At 35.7% G+C, this 15753-nt stretch carries 22 protein-coding genes; 9 read left to right on the top strand and 13 right to left on the bottom strand.

Going from position 1 to position 15753, the window contains the following annotated elements; genetic code table 11:
- Positions 1-258 precede the first annotated feature (258 nt).
- Genes ABN763_RS12360 through ABN763_RS12345 form a run of 4 tightly spaced genes read left to right on the top strand, consistent with a single transcriptional unit; the run spans position 259 to position 3215 of the window.
- Entirely contained in the window at positions 259-816 is a 558-nt protein-coding gene (locus ABN763_RS12360) for an RNA polymerase sigma factor (protein WP_410485780.1), read from the top strand.
- A complete protein-coding gene (locus ABN763_RS12355) occupies positions 807-1379 on the top strand; it encodes a hypothetical protein (protein WP_410485779.1) in 573 nt (190 codons plus the stop codon). The genes ABN763_RS12360 and ABN763_RS12355 overlap by 10 nt, the downstream gene beginning before the upstream one ends.
- The gene (locus tag ABN763_RS12350) at positions 1360-2454 is read left to right on the top strand and encodes a hypothetical protein (protein ID WP_410485778.1); all 1095 of its coding nucleotides are present in this window, start codon (positions 1360-1362) and stop codon (positions 2452-2454) included. The genes ABN763_RS12355 and ABN763_RS12350 overlap by 20 nt, the downstream gene beginning before the upstream one ends.
- 26 nt (positions 2455-2480) lie before the next feature.
- Positions 2481-3215 carry a head GIN domain-containing protein gene (locus ABN763_RS12345; RefSeq protein WP_410485777.1) on the top strand — a complete coding sequence of 245 codons (735 nt, stop codon included), beginning with the start codon at positions 2481-2483 and terminating at the stop codon, positions 3213-3215.
- Between the two features lie 127 nt (positions 3216-3342).
- On the opposite strand, the gene ABN763_RS12340 is transcribed toward ABN763_RS12345, so the two are convergent.
- Together ABN763_RS12340 and ABN763_RS12335 are read right to left on the bottom strand one after the other, a co-directional pair.
- Positions 3343-4647 carry an MFS transporter gene (locus tag ABN763_RS12340; RefSeq protein WP_410485776.1) on the bottom strand — a complete coding sequence of 435 codons (1305 nt, stop codon included), beginning with the start codon at positions 4645-4647 and terminating at the stop codon, positions 3343-3345.
- 94 nt (positions 4648-4741) lie between these two features.
- Positions 4742-5560 carry a M48 family metallopeptidase gene (locus ABN763_RS12335; protein ID WP_410485775.1) on the bottom strand — a complete coding sequence of 273 codons (819 nt, stop codon included), beginning with the start codon at positions 5558-5560 and terminating at the stop codon, positions 4742-4744.
- Positions 5561-5697: 137 nt separating this feature from the next.
- Between ABN763_RS12335 and ABN763_RS12330 the strand changes: the two genes are divergently transcribed.
- From ABN763_RS12330 to ABN763_RS12310, 5 genes are all read left to right on the top strand, one after another.
- A complete protein-coding gene (locus ABN763_RS12330) occupies positions 5698-6258 on the top strand; it encodes a collagen-like protein (RefSeq protein WP_410485774.1) in 561 nt (186 codons plus the stop codon).
- 109 nt (positions 6259-6367) lie between these two features.
- The gene (gene msrB / locus ABN763_RS12325) at positions 6368-6868 is read left to right on the top strand and encodes a peptide-methionine (R)-S-oxide reductase MsrB (RefSeq protein WP_410485773.1); all 501 of its coding nucleotides are present in this window, start codon (positions 6368-6370) and stop codon (positions 6866-6868) included.
- On the top strand, positions 6861-7271 hold the full coding sequence (gene msrB, locus ABN763_RS12320; RefSeq protein WP_410485772.1) for a peptide-methionine (R)-S-oxide reductase MsrB: 411 nt from the start codon (positions 6861-6863) through the stop codon (positions 7269-7271). Before msrB (ABN763_RS12325) ends, msrB (ABN763_RS12320) begins: the two co-directional genes overlap by 8 nt.
- Positions 7272-7278: 7 nt before the next feature.
- A complete protein-coding gene (locus ABN763_RS12315) occupies positions 7279-8301 on the top strand; it encodes a YncE family protein (RefSeq protein WP_410485771.1) in 1023 nt (340 codons plus the stop codon).
- Complete coding sequence (locus ABN763_RS12310; protein WP_410485770.1) at positions 8302-8856, top strand: DUF1572 family protein; 555 nt, start codon at positions 8302-8304, stop codon at positions 8854-8856.
- Positions 8857-8871: 15 nt separating this feature from the next.
- Here the strand turns inward: ABN763_RS12310 and ABN763_RS12305 are convergent, their stop codons facing one another.
- The 11 genes from ABN763_RS12305 to ABN763_RS12255 all read right to left on the bottom strand — a co-directional run bounded on the left by ABN763_RS12305 (position 8872) and on the right by ABN763_RS12255 (position 15745).
- Positions 8872-9243, bottom strand: coding sequence for a VOC family protein (locus tag ABN763_RS12305; protein ID WP_410485769.1), 372 nt, complete (start codon positions 9241-9243; stop codon positions 8872-8874).
- Between the two features lie 18 nt (positions 9244-9261).
- Positions 9262-9585, bottom strand: a complete 324-nt coding sequence (locus tag ABN763_RS12300; RefSeq protein ID WP_410485768.1) for a hypothetical protein — start codon at positions 9583-9585, stop codon at positions 9262-9264.
- A gap of 22 nt (positions 9586-9607) precedes the next feature.
- Complete coding sequence (locus tag ABN763_RS12295; RefSeq protein WP_410485767.1) at positions 9608-9973, bottom strand: MauE/DoxX family redox-associated membrane protein; 366 nt, start codon at positions 9971-9973, stop codon at positions 9608-9610.
- A 94-nt stretch (positions 9974-10067) separates the two neighbouring features.
- Positions 10068-10826 carry a LytR/AlgR family response regulator transcription factor gene (locus ABN763_RS12290; RefSeq protein ID WP_410485766.1) on the bottom strand — a complete coding sequence of 253 codons (759 nt, stop codon included), beginning with the start codon at positions 10824-10826 and terminating at the stop codon, positions 10068-10070.
- 73 nt (positions 10827-10899) lie between these two features.
- The gene (locus ABN763_RS12285) at positions 10900-12042 is read right to left on the bottom strand and encodes an amidohydrolase family protein (protein WP_410485765.1); all 1143 of its coding nucleotides are present in this window, start codon (positions 12040-12042) and stop codon (positions 10900-10902) included.
- Positions 12043-12066: 24 nt separating this feature from the next.
- On the bottom strand, positions 12067-12393 hold the full coding sequence (locus ABN763_RS12280) for a 2TM domain-containing protein (protein WP_410485764.1): 327 nt from the start codon (positions 12391-12393) through the stop codon (positions 12067-12069).
- A gap of 12 nt (positions 12394-12405) precedes the next feature.
- Entirely contained in the window at positions 12406-12732 is a 327-nt protein-coding gene (locus ABN763_RS12275) for a 2TM domain-containing protein (protein WP_410485763.1), read from the bottom strand.
- Positions 12733-12740: 8 nt separating this feature from the next.
- The gene (locus ABN763_RS12270; RefSeq protein ID WP_410485762.1) at positions 12741-13088 is read right to left on the bottom strand and encodes a 2TM domain-containing protein; all 348 of its coding nucleotides are present in this window, start codon (positions 13086-13088) and stop codon (positions 12741-12743) included.
- Between the two features lie 110 nt (positions 13089-13198).
- Positions 13199-14578, bottom strand: coding sequence for a 2TM domain-containing protein (locus ABN763_RS12265; RefSeq protein WP_410485761.1), 1380 nt, complete (start codon positions 14576-14578; stop codon positions 13199-13201).
- Positions 14578-15210: a hypothetical protein gene (locus tag ABN763_RS12260; RefSeq protein WP_410485760.1), complete on the bottom strand. Its 633-nt coding sequence runs from the start codon at positions 15208-15210 to the stop codon at positions 14578-14580. The genes ABN763_RS12265 and ABN763_RS12260 overlap by 1 nt, the downstream gene beginning before the upstream one ends.
- A 118-nt stretch (positions 15211-15328) precedes the next feature.
- Positions 15329-15745: a DUF2141 domain-containing protein gene (locus ABN763_RS12255; protein WP_410485759.1), complete on the bottom strand. Its 417-nt coding sequence runs from the start codon at positions 15743-15745 to the stop codon at positions 15329-15331.
- Positions 15746-15753: the final 8 nt, after the last annotated feature.

Genomic DNA, 15753 nt, shown 5'->3' with positions numbered 1-15753 from the left:
TTTATGATGGCTTTTCATTTTTAATATTAGTCTATTCATTAGCAAAAGCTTTCAATCTCAACAGTATCAACCTCTTTGCTTGCTAAATCATCATATAAACGACAAAGGCTATGCCAAAGAAGATGTGGTAAGAAAGCTCTTAAATGAAATTTCAACCCAACAACTCGGCAGGTTCACTTTTAGTCTTGAATAAAAAAATTAACTTAAACTGTAACAATCAAAAAAACGTCTCATCTTTATAACAAATAACCAAACTTTTTGAGCCAACAAAAGTTAAATATTGAACAGTTATTACCATTGTGTATGTCCGGTAACCAATCCGCGCAAATGGAGGTCTACAATCGCTATTACAAGGCGATGTATAACACCGCAGTGCGAATTGTAAAGGACGACCAGGAAGCTGAAGATGTCATGCAAGAATCATTTTTAAACGCGTTTACAAAGCTTGCATCTTTTAAAGGAGAAGTTACTTTCGGCGCTTGGTTAAAACGTATTGTAGTAAACAACAGTATTTATCATTACAACAAACAAAAAAAACACCAAAAGGTGCCCTTTGAAAATGTAATGCAAACGGTCGAAGATAACGAGGGAGTTACTTCGGATGACATGATAACAAGCTTGAAGGCTCAAAAAGTATTGGAAACCATGAACAAGCTGAAAGATAATTACCGAGTTTCTTTGACCCTGCATTTAATTGAAGGTTATGATTATGAAGAAATTTGTACAATAATGAATTTAAGTTATGCTAACTGTCGCACAACGATCTCTAGAGCCAAAGAAAGTTTGCGAAAAAAATTAGTTGAAGTATGCGTGTAGATGACAACATAAACGAATTGTTTGATAATCTTAAAGACGATTTTGATATAGAATCGCCAAAAGAAGGTCATCAAAACAGATTTCTGGATAAACTAAAAAGTCTAGATCAGCATGACCTAGCTGAAGAGGAAGAAGTTAAAGTAAGAAAGTTGAGTTGGAAAAAACCGTTTTTGATTGCCGCTTCCTTCATAGTGCTTTTCGGATTGTATTTCGGTCTTCAAAATAAGCCAGCACAAAACGATCTAGCCGAAGTTTCTCCTGAAATGCAACAAACCGAAGTCTATTTTACTTCATTAATTAATGAAGAATTAGAAAAAATTGCAGGTTCGGTCGACGAGAGTACACAACAAATTTTTGAAGATGCAAAAGAGCAACTAAAACTATTAGAAAGCGATTACAGCTTGCTAACCCAAGATATCATTGATAATGGTGCTGATAAACGCATTATAAGTGCAATGATCATCAATCTAAAAAACAGAATTGAACTGCTTGAAAATGTATTAGAACGAATTGAAGCGGTAAAAAACCTTAACAACCTTGAAAATGAAAACACAATTATTTAAATCATTACTTATTGCCCTTCTTATACCAGTATTTGCTTTTAGTTACGATGGAGGCTGGAAGGGTAGATATACCAAAGAAAAGAAAATCAAAAAAGAGTACACCGTAAGCCCTAACGCTACACTAAAAATTAATAATAGCTACGGTCATGTAAACGTCACCTCTTGGAATGAGAATAGAATTGTCATTGAAGTACATGTAAAAACCAATGGTAACAATGAGGAAAAGGTTCAGCGCAAGCTGGAAGAAATTGACGTAAATTTTGAAGCTTCTAACAACTTAGTTTCAGCACGGACTATCTTTAATAAAGACAAGGGAAGCTCTTGGTGGAAATGGACCAAGAATAACAACGTAAATATGCAAATTAACTACACTGTTAAAATGCCCGTTACTAATGACGCTAATCTCAACAATGACTATGGTAGTATTAGTCTTGATAAAATAGAAGGTGTTGCCACTATAAGCTGTGATTATGGGAAAATTACTTTAGGAGAGTTAATGGCTGATGGAAATTATTTGAACTTTGATTATACATCAAAATCGACCATTGCGTACATGAAAAGTGGAAAAATAAATGCCGACTATTCTGGGTTTACTTTGGATAAGGCAGAATCGGTTGTGATTAACGCAGATTATACCCAATCTGCAGTTGAAAATGTTAAAAAAGTGGAATATAATTGTGATTATGGTTCGCTAAAGGTTAAAGAAGTAAATGATTTTAAGGGTACTGGTGACTACCTGACTACCCGCTTAGGTACTGTTCACGGTGATGTATCTATTAGATCTGACTACGGATCGGTCAAAATTGAAAAGATGGATAGTGATGCAGGAAATATTGATATACGCTCGGACTATACCGGTATACGAATAGGGTACGCACCTGACTATCATTTCGATTTCGAGCTCACTTTAGAATATGCCGGCGTAAGTGGCGATGATGACGATTTTGAATATATCAGAAAAGTATCAAAGTCATCAGATAAGTTTTACAGTGGATATTACGGTAAGCAAAATAGTGGTAATAAGGTAATAATCAACTCCGAATACGGTGGTATTAAGTTTGAAAAGCAATTTTAAATAACAACAATAAAAATAACAATACAATGAAAAAAACAACTTTATTCTGTGCAGCCTTTGTGCTTGCAATAACGACAGCAAACGCCCAATGGTGGGGTAATAAAAAAGTAAGAGGTAATGGTAATGTCAAAACCGAAACTAGAAATACATCGGATTATGATCAAGTGCGTGTAGCTGGCTTTTTTGACGTAGAACTAGTATCAGGTGATGAAGGTAAATTAACCGTTGAAGCCGAAGAAAACCTTTTAGAATATATCATTACCGAAGTAAACGGATCTTCGCTTAAAATTTATGTTGAAAAAGGATATAACCTACGTACAACCTGGAACAAAGGAATACGCGTTACAGTACCTTTTGAAGATTTAGACATGGTAACTTTATCTGGTTCAGGTGATGTAGTAAGTAAAGATGTTATTAAAGCATCTAACTTTACAACTGGTGTTTCCGGTTCAGGAGATGTTAATCTTAAATTAGATGTCAATACCCTAGAAGGAAAAGTAACGGGTTCAGGTGACTTGCGTCTTGATGGTAGTACCAATGATGCGGAATACTTCGTCACTGGATCAGGAGATATTTATGCTTTTAGTGTAAAAGCACAAGATGTAAGTGCTAAGGTAACAGGATCAGGAGATATCAGAGCACATTGTGATGGTTATTTAACCGCTAGAATTACTGGATCGGGAGATATTCGGTATACCGGTAATCCTAAAAAAGAAGATAGTAAAGTAACAGGTTCAGGAGATATTGAAAGAGCTAATTAAGCCTCAAATTATTCATCAATCAATACAATCATCAATCAAAAGTTACGTTAATAAAACGTATTAAGAAGTAAACCAATCATCAAATACTTTACCGAAACCCTGTTTTTTGAGGCAAAACAGGGTTTTTTTATGCTGTTTTTTTTGTGGGTACTCTAAAAAGCAATAACATGCCCACCAAGAAAAATAGGCCTAAGAAAATGATCGAGTTCCTCATAGAACCCGTTATTTGCGCCACACCTCCGTAGAGTGCCATACCAATTACAATACCAATTTTCTCGGCTACATCGTAAAAACTAAAGAAAGAAGTAGTATCCTCTGTTTCTGGTAAAAATTTAGAGTAAGTAGATCTCGATAACGCTTGAATTCCACCCATCACCAGCCCTACAACCCCAGCAGTAATATAAAAATCAAGTGGAGTGATCACAAAATATCCGGCGATGCAAATAATGATCCATATGGCGTTCACAATGATTAGTGTTTTGATATTTCCTATTCTTTCTGAAAGCTTTGAGGTCAGCGTTGCCCCCACAATAGCTACCAATTGAATCAATAAAATACTCACTATTAATCCTACTGTGCGCTCATCATCGGATCCCCAATTTATATCTTCCTCGCCAAAATAGGTAGCTACCAACATCACCGTCTGCACTGCCATACTATAGATGAAAAAAGCTATCAAATATCTTTTTAGCCGCTTATCATCGGAAAGCGAATTATAAACAGCTTTTAGTTCTTTAAAGCCGTTAAATAAAACGTTATTAAGTGCACCTTCCGTTTTAGTTCCTTTGGGCATATATTTAAAAGTATATTGTGCAAAACCCATCCACCATAATCCTACCATTATGAACGATATTTTTGTAGGAGCTGCAGCACTTTCAAAACCAAACATCTCGTACTTTAAGATCATTAGAAGATTAACAACCAGCAAAATCACACTTCCAATATAGCCTAATGAATAGCCTTTTGCACTAAGGGCATCGTGTTGTTCAGGATAAGCAATATCTGGTAGATATGAATTATAAAAAGCAAAGCTAGTCCAAAAGCCAACCAATGCTAAAAAGTAGCACAGTAATCCAAAGTAAATATGTTCTAATGAAAAGAAATAAAGTCCGATACAAGATATTGCCCCCAAATAGGTGAAGAACTTCATAAAACCCCGCTTATTACCAATATAATCAGCAATTCCAGCTAGCAAAGGTGTAATGAAAGAAACTACAAGAAATGCTGCTGCAGTAACATAACTTATCAGTGGAGCTCTCTCGATTTCTCCACCGAAAATGGTGATTTTATCAATACCAGCATCTCGAAAAAGAGCCCCATAAAAAATGGGGAATATCGCAGAAGAAATAATAAGGTTGTAAACTGATATTGACCAATCGAAAAAAGCCCAGGCGTGAAGTAGTTTTTTACTTCCTTTCTCTAGTGCTGGCATACAAATTTATTATTAGTTATCTAGTTGACAACCAATATAAGTCAAATTTTGTTCTAGAAGTCAACTATTCTGATAAAGAGTGTAATAACAAATTTTAATTGCTTCTAAACTTGGTAATACCAAATTTCTTCGCTTCCTCTTTTGCTTTTGGCGCTAATGCGGTTAAATTAGCTATACGTGTATCACTACTAGGATGTGTGCTTAGTATTTCTGGTGGTGCTTGCCCTCCGCTTTTTGCTTTCATACGCCTCCATAATTCTGCTCCTTCATCAGGATTATAACCGGCAATAGCCATTAAAGTGAGTCCGATGGCATCCGCTTCACTTTCATGACTACGACTAAACGGTAGCATAAAACCTACTTGACTTCCAACACCATATATTTGATTGAATAATTGTCTGTTCTTTTCATTTTTGGCGAATGCTACATTACCTGCTACACCTAATAACTGCTGTCCTGTTCCTGCAGTCATACGCTGAGCGCCATGATTTGCCAACGCATGAGCAATTTCATGACCCATTACAACAGCCACTCCTGTTTCGGTTTGAGTAACCGGTAATATTCCCGTGTAAAAAACAATCTTACCACCTGGCATACACCAGGCATTCAATTGATCGCTATTCACCAAATTATATTCCCATCGGTAGTCTGTCAAATAACCTTGTTGACCTAGAGCATTTAGCCAACGCTCAGCCGCTACTGCCATTCGTTGTCCTACTCTTTTTATCATTTCGGAGTCTTCCGTACCTGTTACTACTTTATTTTCATTTAAAAATTGATCATACTGTTGAAAGGCCATCGGAAACAATTGATTGTTACCGTAAAGGCTTACATATTGTTTTCCTGTAAACGGATTTGTCTTGCATGCTGATGCAATAAAAAAAACAACCGCTAGGGTGACTACTCTTTTCATATTCTTCGTATTTGAATGTGTTAAAGTTACAAAAAACTGTGTATGATGAATGAACCCAATTATTGAATAATTAACAGGAATATAATTTTTGGAATAGTTATTGATCTACCAAACGCATCATATTAAAATTCAATCAGATGAAAAACGTATTAAAAACAGTATTTGCCCTTTCAGTTATATTATTTACATCTTGTGAAGGTCCTGAAGGGCCTCCAGGCTTTGATGGACGTGACGGACTTGATGGTCTTGATGGATTGGATGGAGTAAACATACAAGGGAAAATAGTTGATATTGAAGGTGATTTCAATGCAGCAAATGAATTTAGGTTCCGTTTTGAATTTGGTGACCTGGACGTTGGTGAAGATGATGTGGTACTTGCCTACATATTATGGGATGAAGTAGACCTCAATGATGGTAGTACTGCCGATCTTTGGAGACCGCTACCACAAACAAGATTAGTAGATCAAGGAATTTTTCAATATAATTTTGAGCACACTTTTTTTGACATTGATTTGTTTTTAGAAGGTGATTTTGATTTATCGACTTTGGCGCCAGCAGATCTAGAAGATCAAGTATTTAGAATCGCAATTGTACCGGCTAATCTGGTTTCCAGTGGAAAAATAGATCCGCTTACGTTAGGCGAGCAACTTAATAGCATAAAGTTTGATACCACCACCATACAGGATCTTAACTTTTAATTATTTCATAAATAAAAGCATAAGGCTGTAAGGTTATTATAAAAATTAAGTCTATTCTCAGTATCTTTAGGACACTGAGAATAGACTTTCTTATTTTGAAAAATAGACCATGAAAAGAACATCAATTTTAATAGTACTTAGTATACTGTTTTTTGGGTGTAACGGCAATGCCCAAAAAAAGGAATCGACTACTGAAAAAAAGGAAAAAGTATATGCCGTTACTAAAACAGATGCGGAGTGGAAAGCTTCTTTAACAGACAAACAATACTACGTTTTAAGACAAGCAGGAACCGAGCGACCATTTACCAGCGAACTTTTGGATAATAAAAGAAAAGGCACTTATGTATGCGCAGCCTGTAAAACCCCATTGTTTAAAAGTGACAACAAATTTAAATCCGGTACGGGATGGCCAAGCTTTGACCAGGAAATTAAAGGCAATGTAGCCTATGATGTTGATTATAAAATAGGGTATGCTCGTACCGAAGAGCATTGTGCTACCTGCGGAGGTCATTTGGGCCATGTATTTAATGATGGACCCAGAGCCACAACTGGAAAAAGACATTGTATAAATGGAGCCGCCCTAAAGTTTATTCCGGAAAAAGATGAGTAAAAAAAACTATCCTGTTAAAAAAACCGACGCTGATTGGAAACAGCAACTGAGCGATGATGAGTACGTCATTTTAAGAAAAAAAGGCACAGAAAGACCCTTTACTGGCAAATACAACTCGCACTATGATGCTGGCACCTATACATGCAAAGGTTGTGATACTAAGTTGTTTGAAAGCGATTCTAAGTTTGATTCAGGGTGTGGCTGGCCTAGCTTCGATGAAGCCATTGAAGGTACCGTTGAATACATTCGTGATACTTCGCACGGAATGATCCGTACCGAAATTGTATGTGCAAATTGCGGGGGGCACTTAGGACATGTTTTTAATGACGGGCCTACCGAAACCGGACAACGATATTGTGTTAACTCACTTAGTATTGATTTCGAAAAACAATCCGATTTCTAAAACCACTATGAAAAAACTTCTAACCATTATACTGCTATTTTACGGGTTGCATATTGGTGCGCAAGAGGGCACATTGGTTGTATTAAATAAATCGGACCATACTGTTGACCTAATAGATTTGACCTCGCACGAAAGTGTGGTCACTTTACCAACCGGAATAGGACCACATGAAGTGGCTATTTCACCCGATCATACGCTCGCCGTCATAACTAATTATGGCAATCGAAATGAACCCGGGCAATCCTTAACGGTGATAAGCATTCCTCAAAAAAAGGTCATTAAAACGATCCTTTTAGAGTATGTATCTCCACACGGAATTGAGTTTATAAGCGATACCAATGTGTTAGTCACTTGCGAGGGTAGTAAAAAGTTAATTCAAGTTAATATCAATACAGGTGCGATTCGTAAAGCGATAGATACCGAGCAAGAAACAAGTCATATGGTAGCTTATTCACCTGTAATGAATAGAGCTTTCGTTGCAAATATCAGGTCTAATAGTGTATCGGTAATTGATCTTGATAAGAACAGATTAGACCGCATTCTTAAAACCGGAAAAGGTGCTGAAGGCATTGCAATTTCTGCGGATGGTAAAGAAGTTTGGGTCACTAACCGATCTAACGATACGGTTACTGTTTTAAATGTAAAAACACTTGAAACTACGCATGAAATAGTTTCTTCTAAATTTCCTATTCGCATAAAGACCACTTCTGATGGTAAATATGCCCTTGTTTCAAACGCACAAACAGGGAATCTTAATGTGTTTGATGCCAAAACGAAGAAATTACTTACTACCATTTCGATGAATATTTCTGTTAAGGAAAAAGAAGCTTCACGCTTATTTCAAGATTTTGACCAAAGTCCAGTGCCAGTAGGAATACTCATTCATCCTAATAATAAGACCGCCTTCATTGCCAATACAAATGCTGATATTATTACAGTAATCGATCTGTCAACAATGAAAATATCAGGAAGATTAACCGCAGGTAAAGAACCCGATGGCCTGGGCTACTCTAACATAAAACTGCAGTAAATGTCAAGTTATCTATCAAGCGCTAAAAAACAATTTGCTTATTATAAGTTATTAGGTGAAAAGGTGATTCAGCGACTTAATGAAAATCAAATTCACTGGCAACCTAATGAAGACACCAATAGTATTGCGCTTTTGGTAAAGCATATGACTGGTAATATGAAGTCGCGTTTTACCAACTTTTTAACCGAAGACGGTGAAAAAACATGGCGTAAGCGTGATACGGAATTTGAGAATACTATTAAGAGTAAATCGCATTTGTTAGAAACCTGGGAAGCCGGCTGGAGGGTCGTTTTTGATGCAGTGAACCCTTTAGAAGAAAAACAACTTGAAGATCTTATTTATATTCGTAACGAGGGTCATACTATTATTGAGGCATTGAACAGACAACTGAACCATTATGCTTATCACGTGGGACAAATGGTATTTATCGGCAAACAATTATTAGGTGATACATGGGAATCACTTTCAATTCCCAAAGGCCAATCAGAAGTTTTCTTTCAAGAGAAAATGGCACAAAAGAAAGGCAAAAGGCACTTTACCGATGATATAAAATAAGCTTTTAAATGTTAGTTAGACATGCTGATCAATCAATATGGCATTACCGTCAGGATCTGTCATAAAAAAACTAGCAGGTCCACTGGTCCCCTCTTCAATGTCTTTTGACATTTCTATTCCTTTCGATTTTAATTCCTTTTGTATATCACGTGCGTCTTCAAATGCATCTAATTTATTTGCGCTCTGGTCCCACCCGGGATTAAAAGTTAAAATATTACCTTCAAACATTCCTTGAAAAAGTCCTACTAAGTGCTCTCCATTTTTCATTATTAAATAGTTCTTTTCTATTTCACCGGCGAAAACAGTAAAACCTAGCTTTTCATAAAAATCTTTTGATACATGAATATCTTTTACTGCTAAACTTATTGAAAATGCTCCTAATTTCATGGTTGGTTATTTTTTAAATTATTTTGGTTCTAAAGTCATTACATAGTCGTAGCTTTCATCAAAGTAGGTTGCAACTTTATCTAAATCACCTAACATACTTTCAGGAATTAGAATATACCCTTTCATGGTTGCACCATATGATTTATACAGGGTCGTATTTAATTCTTTCAAATACTTTTCCTGTACTTCCTTTGAAAAACGAACGCCAATCTCCCCTGCGTTATTCAACAAAGTAAACATATACCCGTTAGCTGAAGTATAGATCATTTTTTTTCCTTTACGTTCAAACCTTGGACATCTTGCCACTATCGCATCATAAATTTCTAATTTCTTTTCCCACATAACTAGTTATAAAAAGTTTGACTTATTTAGATTTCTTATAAATCCACCATCCTATAGCTATAACAATAAATTGGATAACTAGTCGAATAGTAGCAGCGGTTTTAGAACCTACAGCTGGTAGTTCTTTCGTCAAGTCCCAAATATGTATTGGAAGGAAAGCCAACATAAGAATTGCGAAACCAAGTCCTCCCCATTTTTGGTATTTCGGAATGATCAGTAAAACACCAACAATGAGCTCGGTAATTGTGGCTAAAATATTTGCCACACTTTCTGGGATAAAGTCTGGAATCATTGGAGCATAAAACTCCGGATTCGCTACGTGATTGTATGCTCCGAATAGTAAAAACAATCCAAAAATTATGGCTGTTATTATTTTAAGAACTTTCATGGTTGGCTGATTTTGTGAACTTAAATGTATGGAATTTTCAACATTCAAGAGGTGACCCATTCGCCTAAACAAATCTCAAAAAACATTTAGCCTATTATTCCAACCACAATTTAAAATCTTTTACACGTTCTCTAGCTACTATTACTTCCGCTTCATTGTAACTATTTAGTTTTATTTGCAGTCGACTATTGGTGTATGAAATAATATCCTTAATTGCGTTTACATTTACATAGAATTTACGGCTTATTCTAAAAAAAGTATCGGGCTCCAGCTCATTTTCCAGGTTTTCTAAACTTGTATCTAATAAATAATTTCTGCCATCAGTAGTATGAGCATAGGTGCCTTTATTTTCACTGTAAAAACATTCAATCTCGTCGACAGCGATCATTTTTAGATGTTGACCAATCTTAACCGTAAACCGTTTCTTGTAGTCTCTCTCAACTGGATTAGCACTAAGTAATTTCTTGATGTCTTCAAAATTTAACTGAACATCTTGCGGTTTGGGTGCTTGAGATTTAAATTGATCAACTGCATTTTCAAGCTCTTCATTATCAATAGGTTTCAGCAAATAGTCCACACTGTTAAGTTTAAAAGCCTGTAATGCATATTCATCAAATGCAGTGGTAAAAACAATTGCGCTGTTGACCTTGACAGCATCGAAAATTTCAAATGACAATCCATCACTTAATTGAATATCAAGAAAAATAAGATCAGGATGCGGATTATTTTGAAACCAGTTAATTGATTCTTCTACAGAGTGAAGCATCTGACTTACATTCACCCCAAGTTTTTCGAGCATTCTGTTGAGTCGGCGAGCTGCAGGTTTTTCGTCTTCAATAATTAGTACGTTCATTGATTAAATTTCCAATTTTTAAAATCTAAATTTAAGGTAAAAGAAAAATTAGATGTAGTTATATTTTTGTGTTTTATCGTTTTACTCGTTGTCCGGCTTTCCAGACCGTATTAATCTTCTTTATATTATGAATATCTTCAGTTGGATCGCCATCCAATAAAATCATGTCGGCAACAAACCCTTCTTTAATATATCCTAATTCTTTCATTCTAAACTGATCAGCTGGAAGAGAAGTTGCAGAGCGTAAAGCATCAACCGCTGGTATACCCGCTTCTACAAAAAAGATAATTTCTTTATAAAGATCTGTACCCATATTAATACCAGCATTAGGAGGGTCCGTACCCGCCAAAATAGGTATGCCTGCATCATACAATCGCTTCGTTTCTTTTTTGAGCCATTCTAATTTTTTAAGGGCCTCTTCTTCTGACCGTTTTGCCATTGCAGTGACTGCCTTATACCCAACTAAAATGGTCGGGATTACAAAAAAATCACCTGCGGCTAATTCAGCTATTTGAGAATCGCTCATTTTTTTATCCCTCCAAATATGAACCAAACCATGAGCACCTGATTTGAATACTTTATAACCATCGTCCATTTTTGATACATGTACCACCACCACTTTATCATTCGCTTTTGCTTCTTTAATAATTGCAGCTACGGTTTCATGATCTAAAGTTGGACGCCATGGTTCAACAATTATTTTTATGTGGTCTACCCCTGCTTTTATTCTATCAGCAACCCATTGTTTTGCATCTTCCGGTTTCTCAAGAGTTGGCACAGGAAAACCAAACTGAGTACCATGTCCACCTTCAGCAGTAGCAGCGTACCCTGCCACACGATAGCGCGCATAATTAGTGCTATCTTTTAGGTTTTTAAGCATTTGCTGAAAGGGTTCAGCTCCTGCCATATCAAGTACATTTAGGACGCCAGATTTTGCTGCTTCGTTTAACAAACCTGGCATCCATGCATGAACATGAGTATTTGTCAATGCTGGCATTAAGAATTTCCCTTTACCGTCAATAGTCGGAAGTTTCTTTTGTATTCGCTTTTTAATAGATGATATCTTTCCGTTTTCGATTAAAACAGAGCGTTTGGAAAGTACATTTTCGCCATTAAAAATAGTGACATCTTTAATAATAAAACCGTCTTGGGCTTTTAAGAAAAAAGTAACCCCAAAAACAACTAATAACGTAAGTACGCTTTTAATAGATGACATGATTGACTGGTTATTTAGTAGTTATTAGCCTTTGTAGTTTTCAAAATCTTCTTGGTCTTCTTTCATTAATTGTTCTATTTTTCGCTGTTCCCAATTTCTAAATAAGCTGAATCCTACTCTATGTACCCATAGACCGTGAACTAATAATCCAATCCCCCAACCAATGGGAGTAGTTAGATAACTCCATCCCGAAAAGTCTTGTTCTGGAAAATATTTGTACTCAATGATATAGTGCCCAATGGCAATGAATATATTAATGATAATATAAACTAATACATGAGAGTAAAAGCCCCTAAGGTCCTTAACACGCTTACGTGCACGTTCCAATTTTTGCTGACTATAATTTTTCATTTTCTCGATCTTTTATTCCCACCGGCTTTCATCAATTTCTTTTTGATATTCGGCGGTAAGGTTATCTTTTTCCATTAACTCCTTTATTTTTCTGTCTTCCCAATTGCTAAGGCCAAATACTTTAAAAGCATGTATCAGTAAACCAACGCCCCATAATAAAGGTGTTCCCCAGTAGTTTATCCCATAAGGATTCTCTCCATAATAGCCTTTACTATCAATCCATAAATGTACTATAGTTAGTAAGGCATTGATTAAAATATAGACCACCAAATGCGTGTAAAATCCTTTAATATCCTTTACGCGTTTTAAGACGTGTTTTTGTTTATATTCTTTATTCATCATAGTACTTATTCCCACCAGTTTTTCCCAGCTTCTTTTCGGCTAACCTCAGTTCTTGGTCTATCTTCTTTTTTATCATCCTCGTTCATCAACTCTCGAATCTTGCGCTCCTCCCAGTTCCTTCCAAAAAGGAGACTAATCCCAAAGGTTTTGCCGGCATCAATAATAATTCCTAGTCCCCAAAATCCGGCAACCCATAAAAACCAAGCATTTCTAAATTCATTTGTATAATAATTAATGGCGGCTAACATGGCAATAATTACTAAATACGTACCTAGCTTACCGTAGAACTTTTTTAGTTGCTCTACTCGTTCTTTTGCTCGTATATATTTGTTTTCATTCTTAAAATTTTCCATCGCTATCATCTTAATATTTTTTTCTGATCACAGGACTAAATTCGCACATTCCTCATCTATTTTAAAAGTAATTATACCCAATTGTAAATTTTGATTACTGAATTGTATTCTTAGAAATCATCATCACCCATAAACTGTTCTATCTTTCTTTTTTCCCAGTTTTTACCAAGTATCGGATTGTAATTAAAGGCTTCCATAGCATGGCCGGCAACACCAATTCCCCAGCCAACAATTGGAAAAATTGCCCACGGAAAGCTGGTCGATATCCAGTTTATCCAGATAAAAAATGGAATCATTATCAAATAAATTGAAAAATGTATATAAAACTCTTTAATCGCTTTTACACGTTCTTTCACCCTTAGGTATTTTTTATCTTCTAAATATGTTTCTTGGGTTTTCATAACTGCTGTTTGTTTTGTCAGCATCGGAATGGCAACTGCGAAATCCCTTGCTGTTTGATTGATTTTTACTTCTCGATCGGTTAGTAATCCGTAACGTTGCTTGATATTTTGTAATCCAACTCCACTACTTTTTTTAACCACCTGTTTTGGTTGTAAGTTATTTTGTACAATTAAAACACCGTCTCTTTCAAAAATCTTAATATGAAGCTTTTTCGATGGTGTTACCATATTATGCTTTACAGCATTTTCTAGTAGCAGCTGAAGCGATAGTGGTACCACTTTTGCCTCTGGGTTATAGCTTTTTTCAGGAATATCGACTACAATACTATCTTCAAATCGCATTTTCAAAAGTGACATATAGAGCTGGGCAAATTTCAACTCTTCATCTACAGTTACTAATTCTTTATTTTTTTGTTCTAATACATATCTATATACCTTAGAAAGTGACGTGGTAAAACGCTCAGCCTGGTCCGGGTTTTCATGTATTAAACTGGTTAATACATTTAAGCTATTAAACAAGAAATGAGGATCTAGTTGATTTTTTAAAGCATCGAACTGTGCTGAAGCTGTTCTAGCGATTATTTTTTGCTCTTTTACTTTTGCACTACGCGTCGACTCTCTATAAAAAATGTAGTAGAAAATACTGGTAATTATTGTCGTCACAATAATTGAAAAAATATAATCACCTGCTGATTGGCTCACTAAAGCTTCCGAAAAAGTATAGTTGAATCTTATGACATATAAGAAAACGTTAAGTATATAAACCGTTATAATGGTTACCACAATGGACAAAGGGATTAACCAGGACATTTTCTTTATTGTAAAAAGCCCTTTTCCATAGTGCCTCATAGCAGTCAAAATAATGACCATATTCACCATATACAGCGTAACTGAGTATATTTGGTTACTAACAATGTTGAATAGTAATTGCTCATTATACTCAATTTCAAAGCCAAATATTTCTATAAAATCTCCACCTAACGAATACGTCCTTCCATTAAAATACTGGATTGCAGCTAATAATATAAAGACGCCAACACCGATAAGATTGGCCCTGATAAAATGTGTTTTAAAGCTTTTTAAAGTCATTATCCCTTACACTGTTTAAGCACTTCTTTAGCACGATCTTTCCCCCAACTGGGATGCATTGTGCTTTCTGCTTTAAAGGTAGCAAAAAGTTCAAGGGATCGTTCGATATCCTTGCAATAAGGTTCTATTGATTGACCAAAATATCTAGCAGATCCCATATCCCACTCGGCTTTAGATAGTACAACCCTAGGGTTATCTGGTGCAAGTTCGAATGCCTTTTTATATAACTCAGCATTTTTCATGCTTAACGTCATACCATAAGTAGCTCCGTCATAGGCGATCCAGGCTGTATTAATTGTTGCTTTAATAATTATGATTTCTGGATTATTTGGCGAAATAAGTTCAGCCTCCTCAATGTGTTTTTTTGCTTTTTCTAGTTGCAAAGTCAACTTTTCTTTGTCTGTTACTCCGAAAGAATTGAGTGCATTAATCATGGCGATATAATAATGTGGCAACCACTCTTCTGATTCTACTTCGGCAATACGCTCAAACACGTTAGATGCTTCAAAGGGTTTATTCTCTGTCCAAAGTGCAAATGCTTTGCCCATGCCTTGTTCGTACTTAGACTGAGCATTAATGTTAGCTACACTGCCTATAACTAATGTCACTAATAAAATAACTATTCTTATCATTTTGTATGTTTTTTTGATTTTACTTGTACAAATTTTAGATGACCTCATCAGGATTAAAAAAAGATAGTACTCAACTGTAATTTTCGCCTACTGAACCGTCGACCAAAGTATTTCTATATCAAAGCTTAATTAGTATTTGCTTTAAATTATTGTCTAACGTGAATTTAGCATCTTTGTATTTTGGCGGTCCCATAAACCCTTTTGCTTGGTTAGAACACGCGTTATCCTCTTTTGGAATTCCCATAAAATTGGTATCCAATCGATTGTTGTCATTTTCATCATGAAAAATTGAAACCGCATATTCGCCAAAAGGGATGTTTTCAAAAAGTACCTCACATTTACCATCAACAGTTTTAGCACTAGTACCTTTAAATGTTTTCTTCAAAAAACTATCTTCAGACTTGTAAAGACCTACTAATATTTTACCTTCATCTGAAGAAGCGTTGGACACAGTTACCATAATGGTTCCTTGTTCTTGAGCAAAACTTAAGGATGTCATTGCCATAAGCAAAATGGCAGTTAAAAGCTTTTTCATTGTTTAGA

The organism is Spongiivirga sp. MCCC 1A20706 (genome assembly GCF_046524175.1).
Lineage (GTDB): Bacteria > Bacteroidota > Bacteroidia > Flavobacteriales > Flavobacteriaceae > Spongiivirga.
This window is presented reverse-complemented; position numbering and strand designations above follow the sequence as displayed.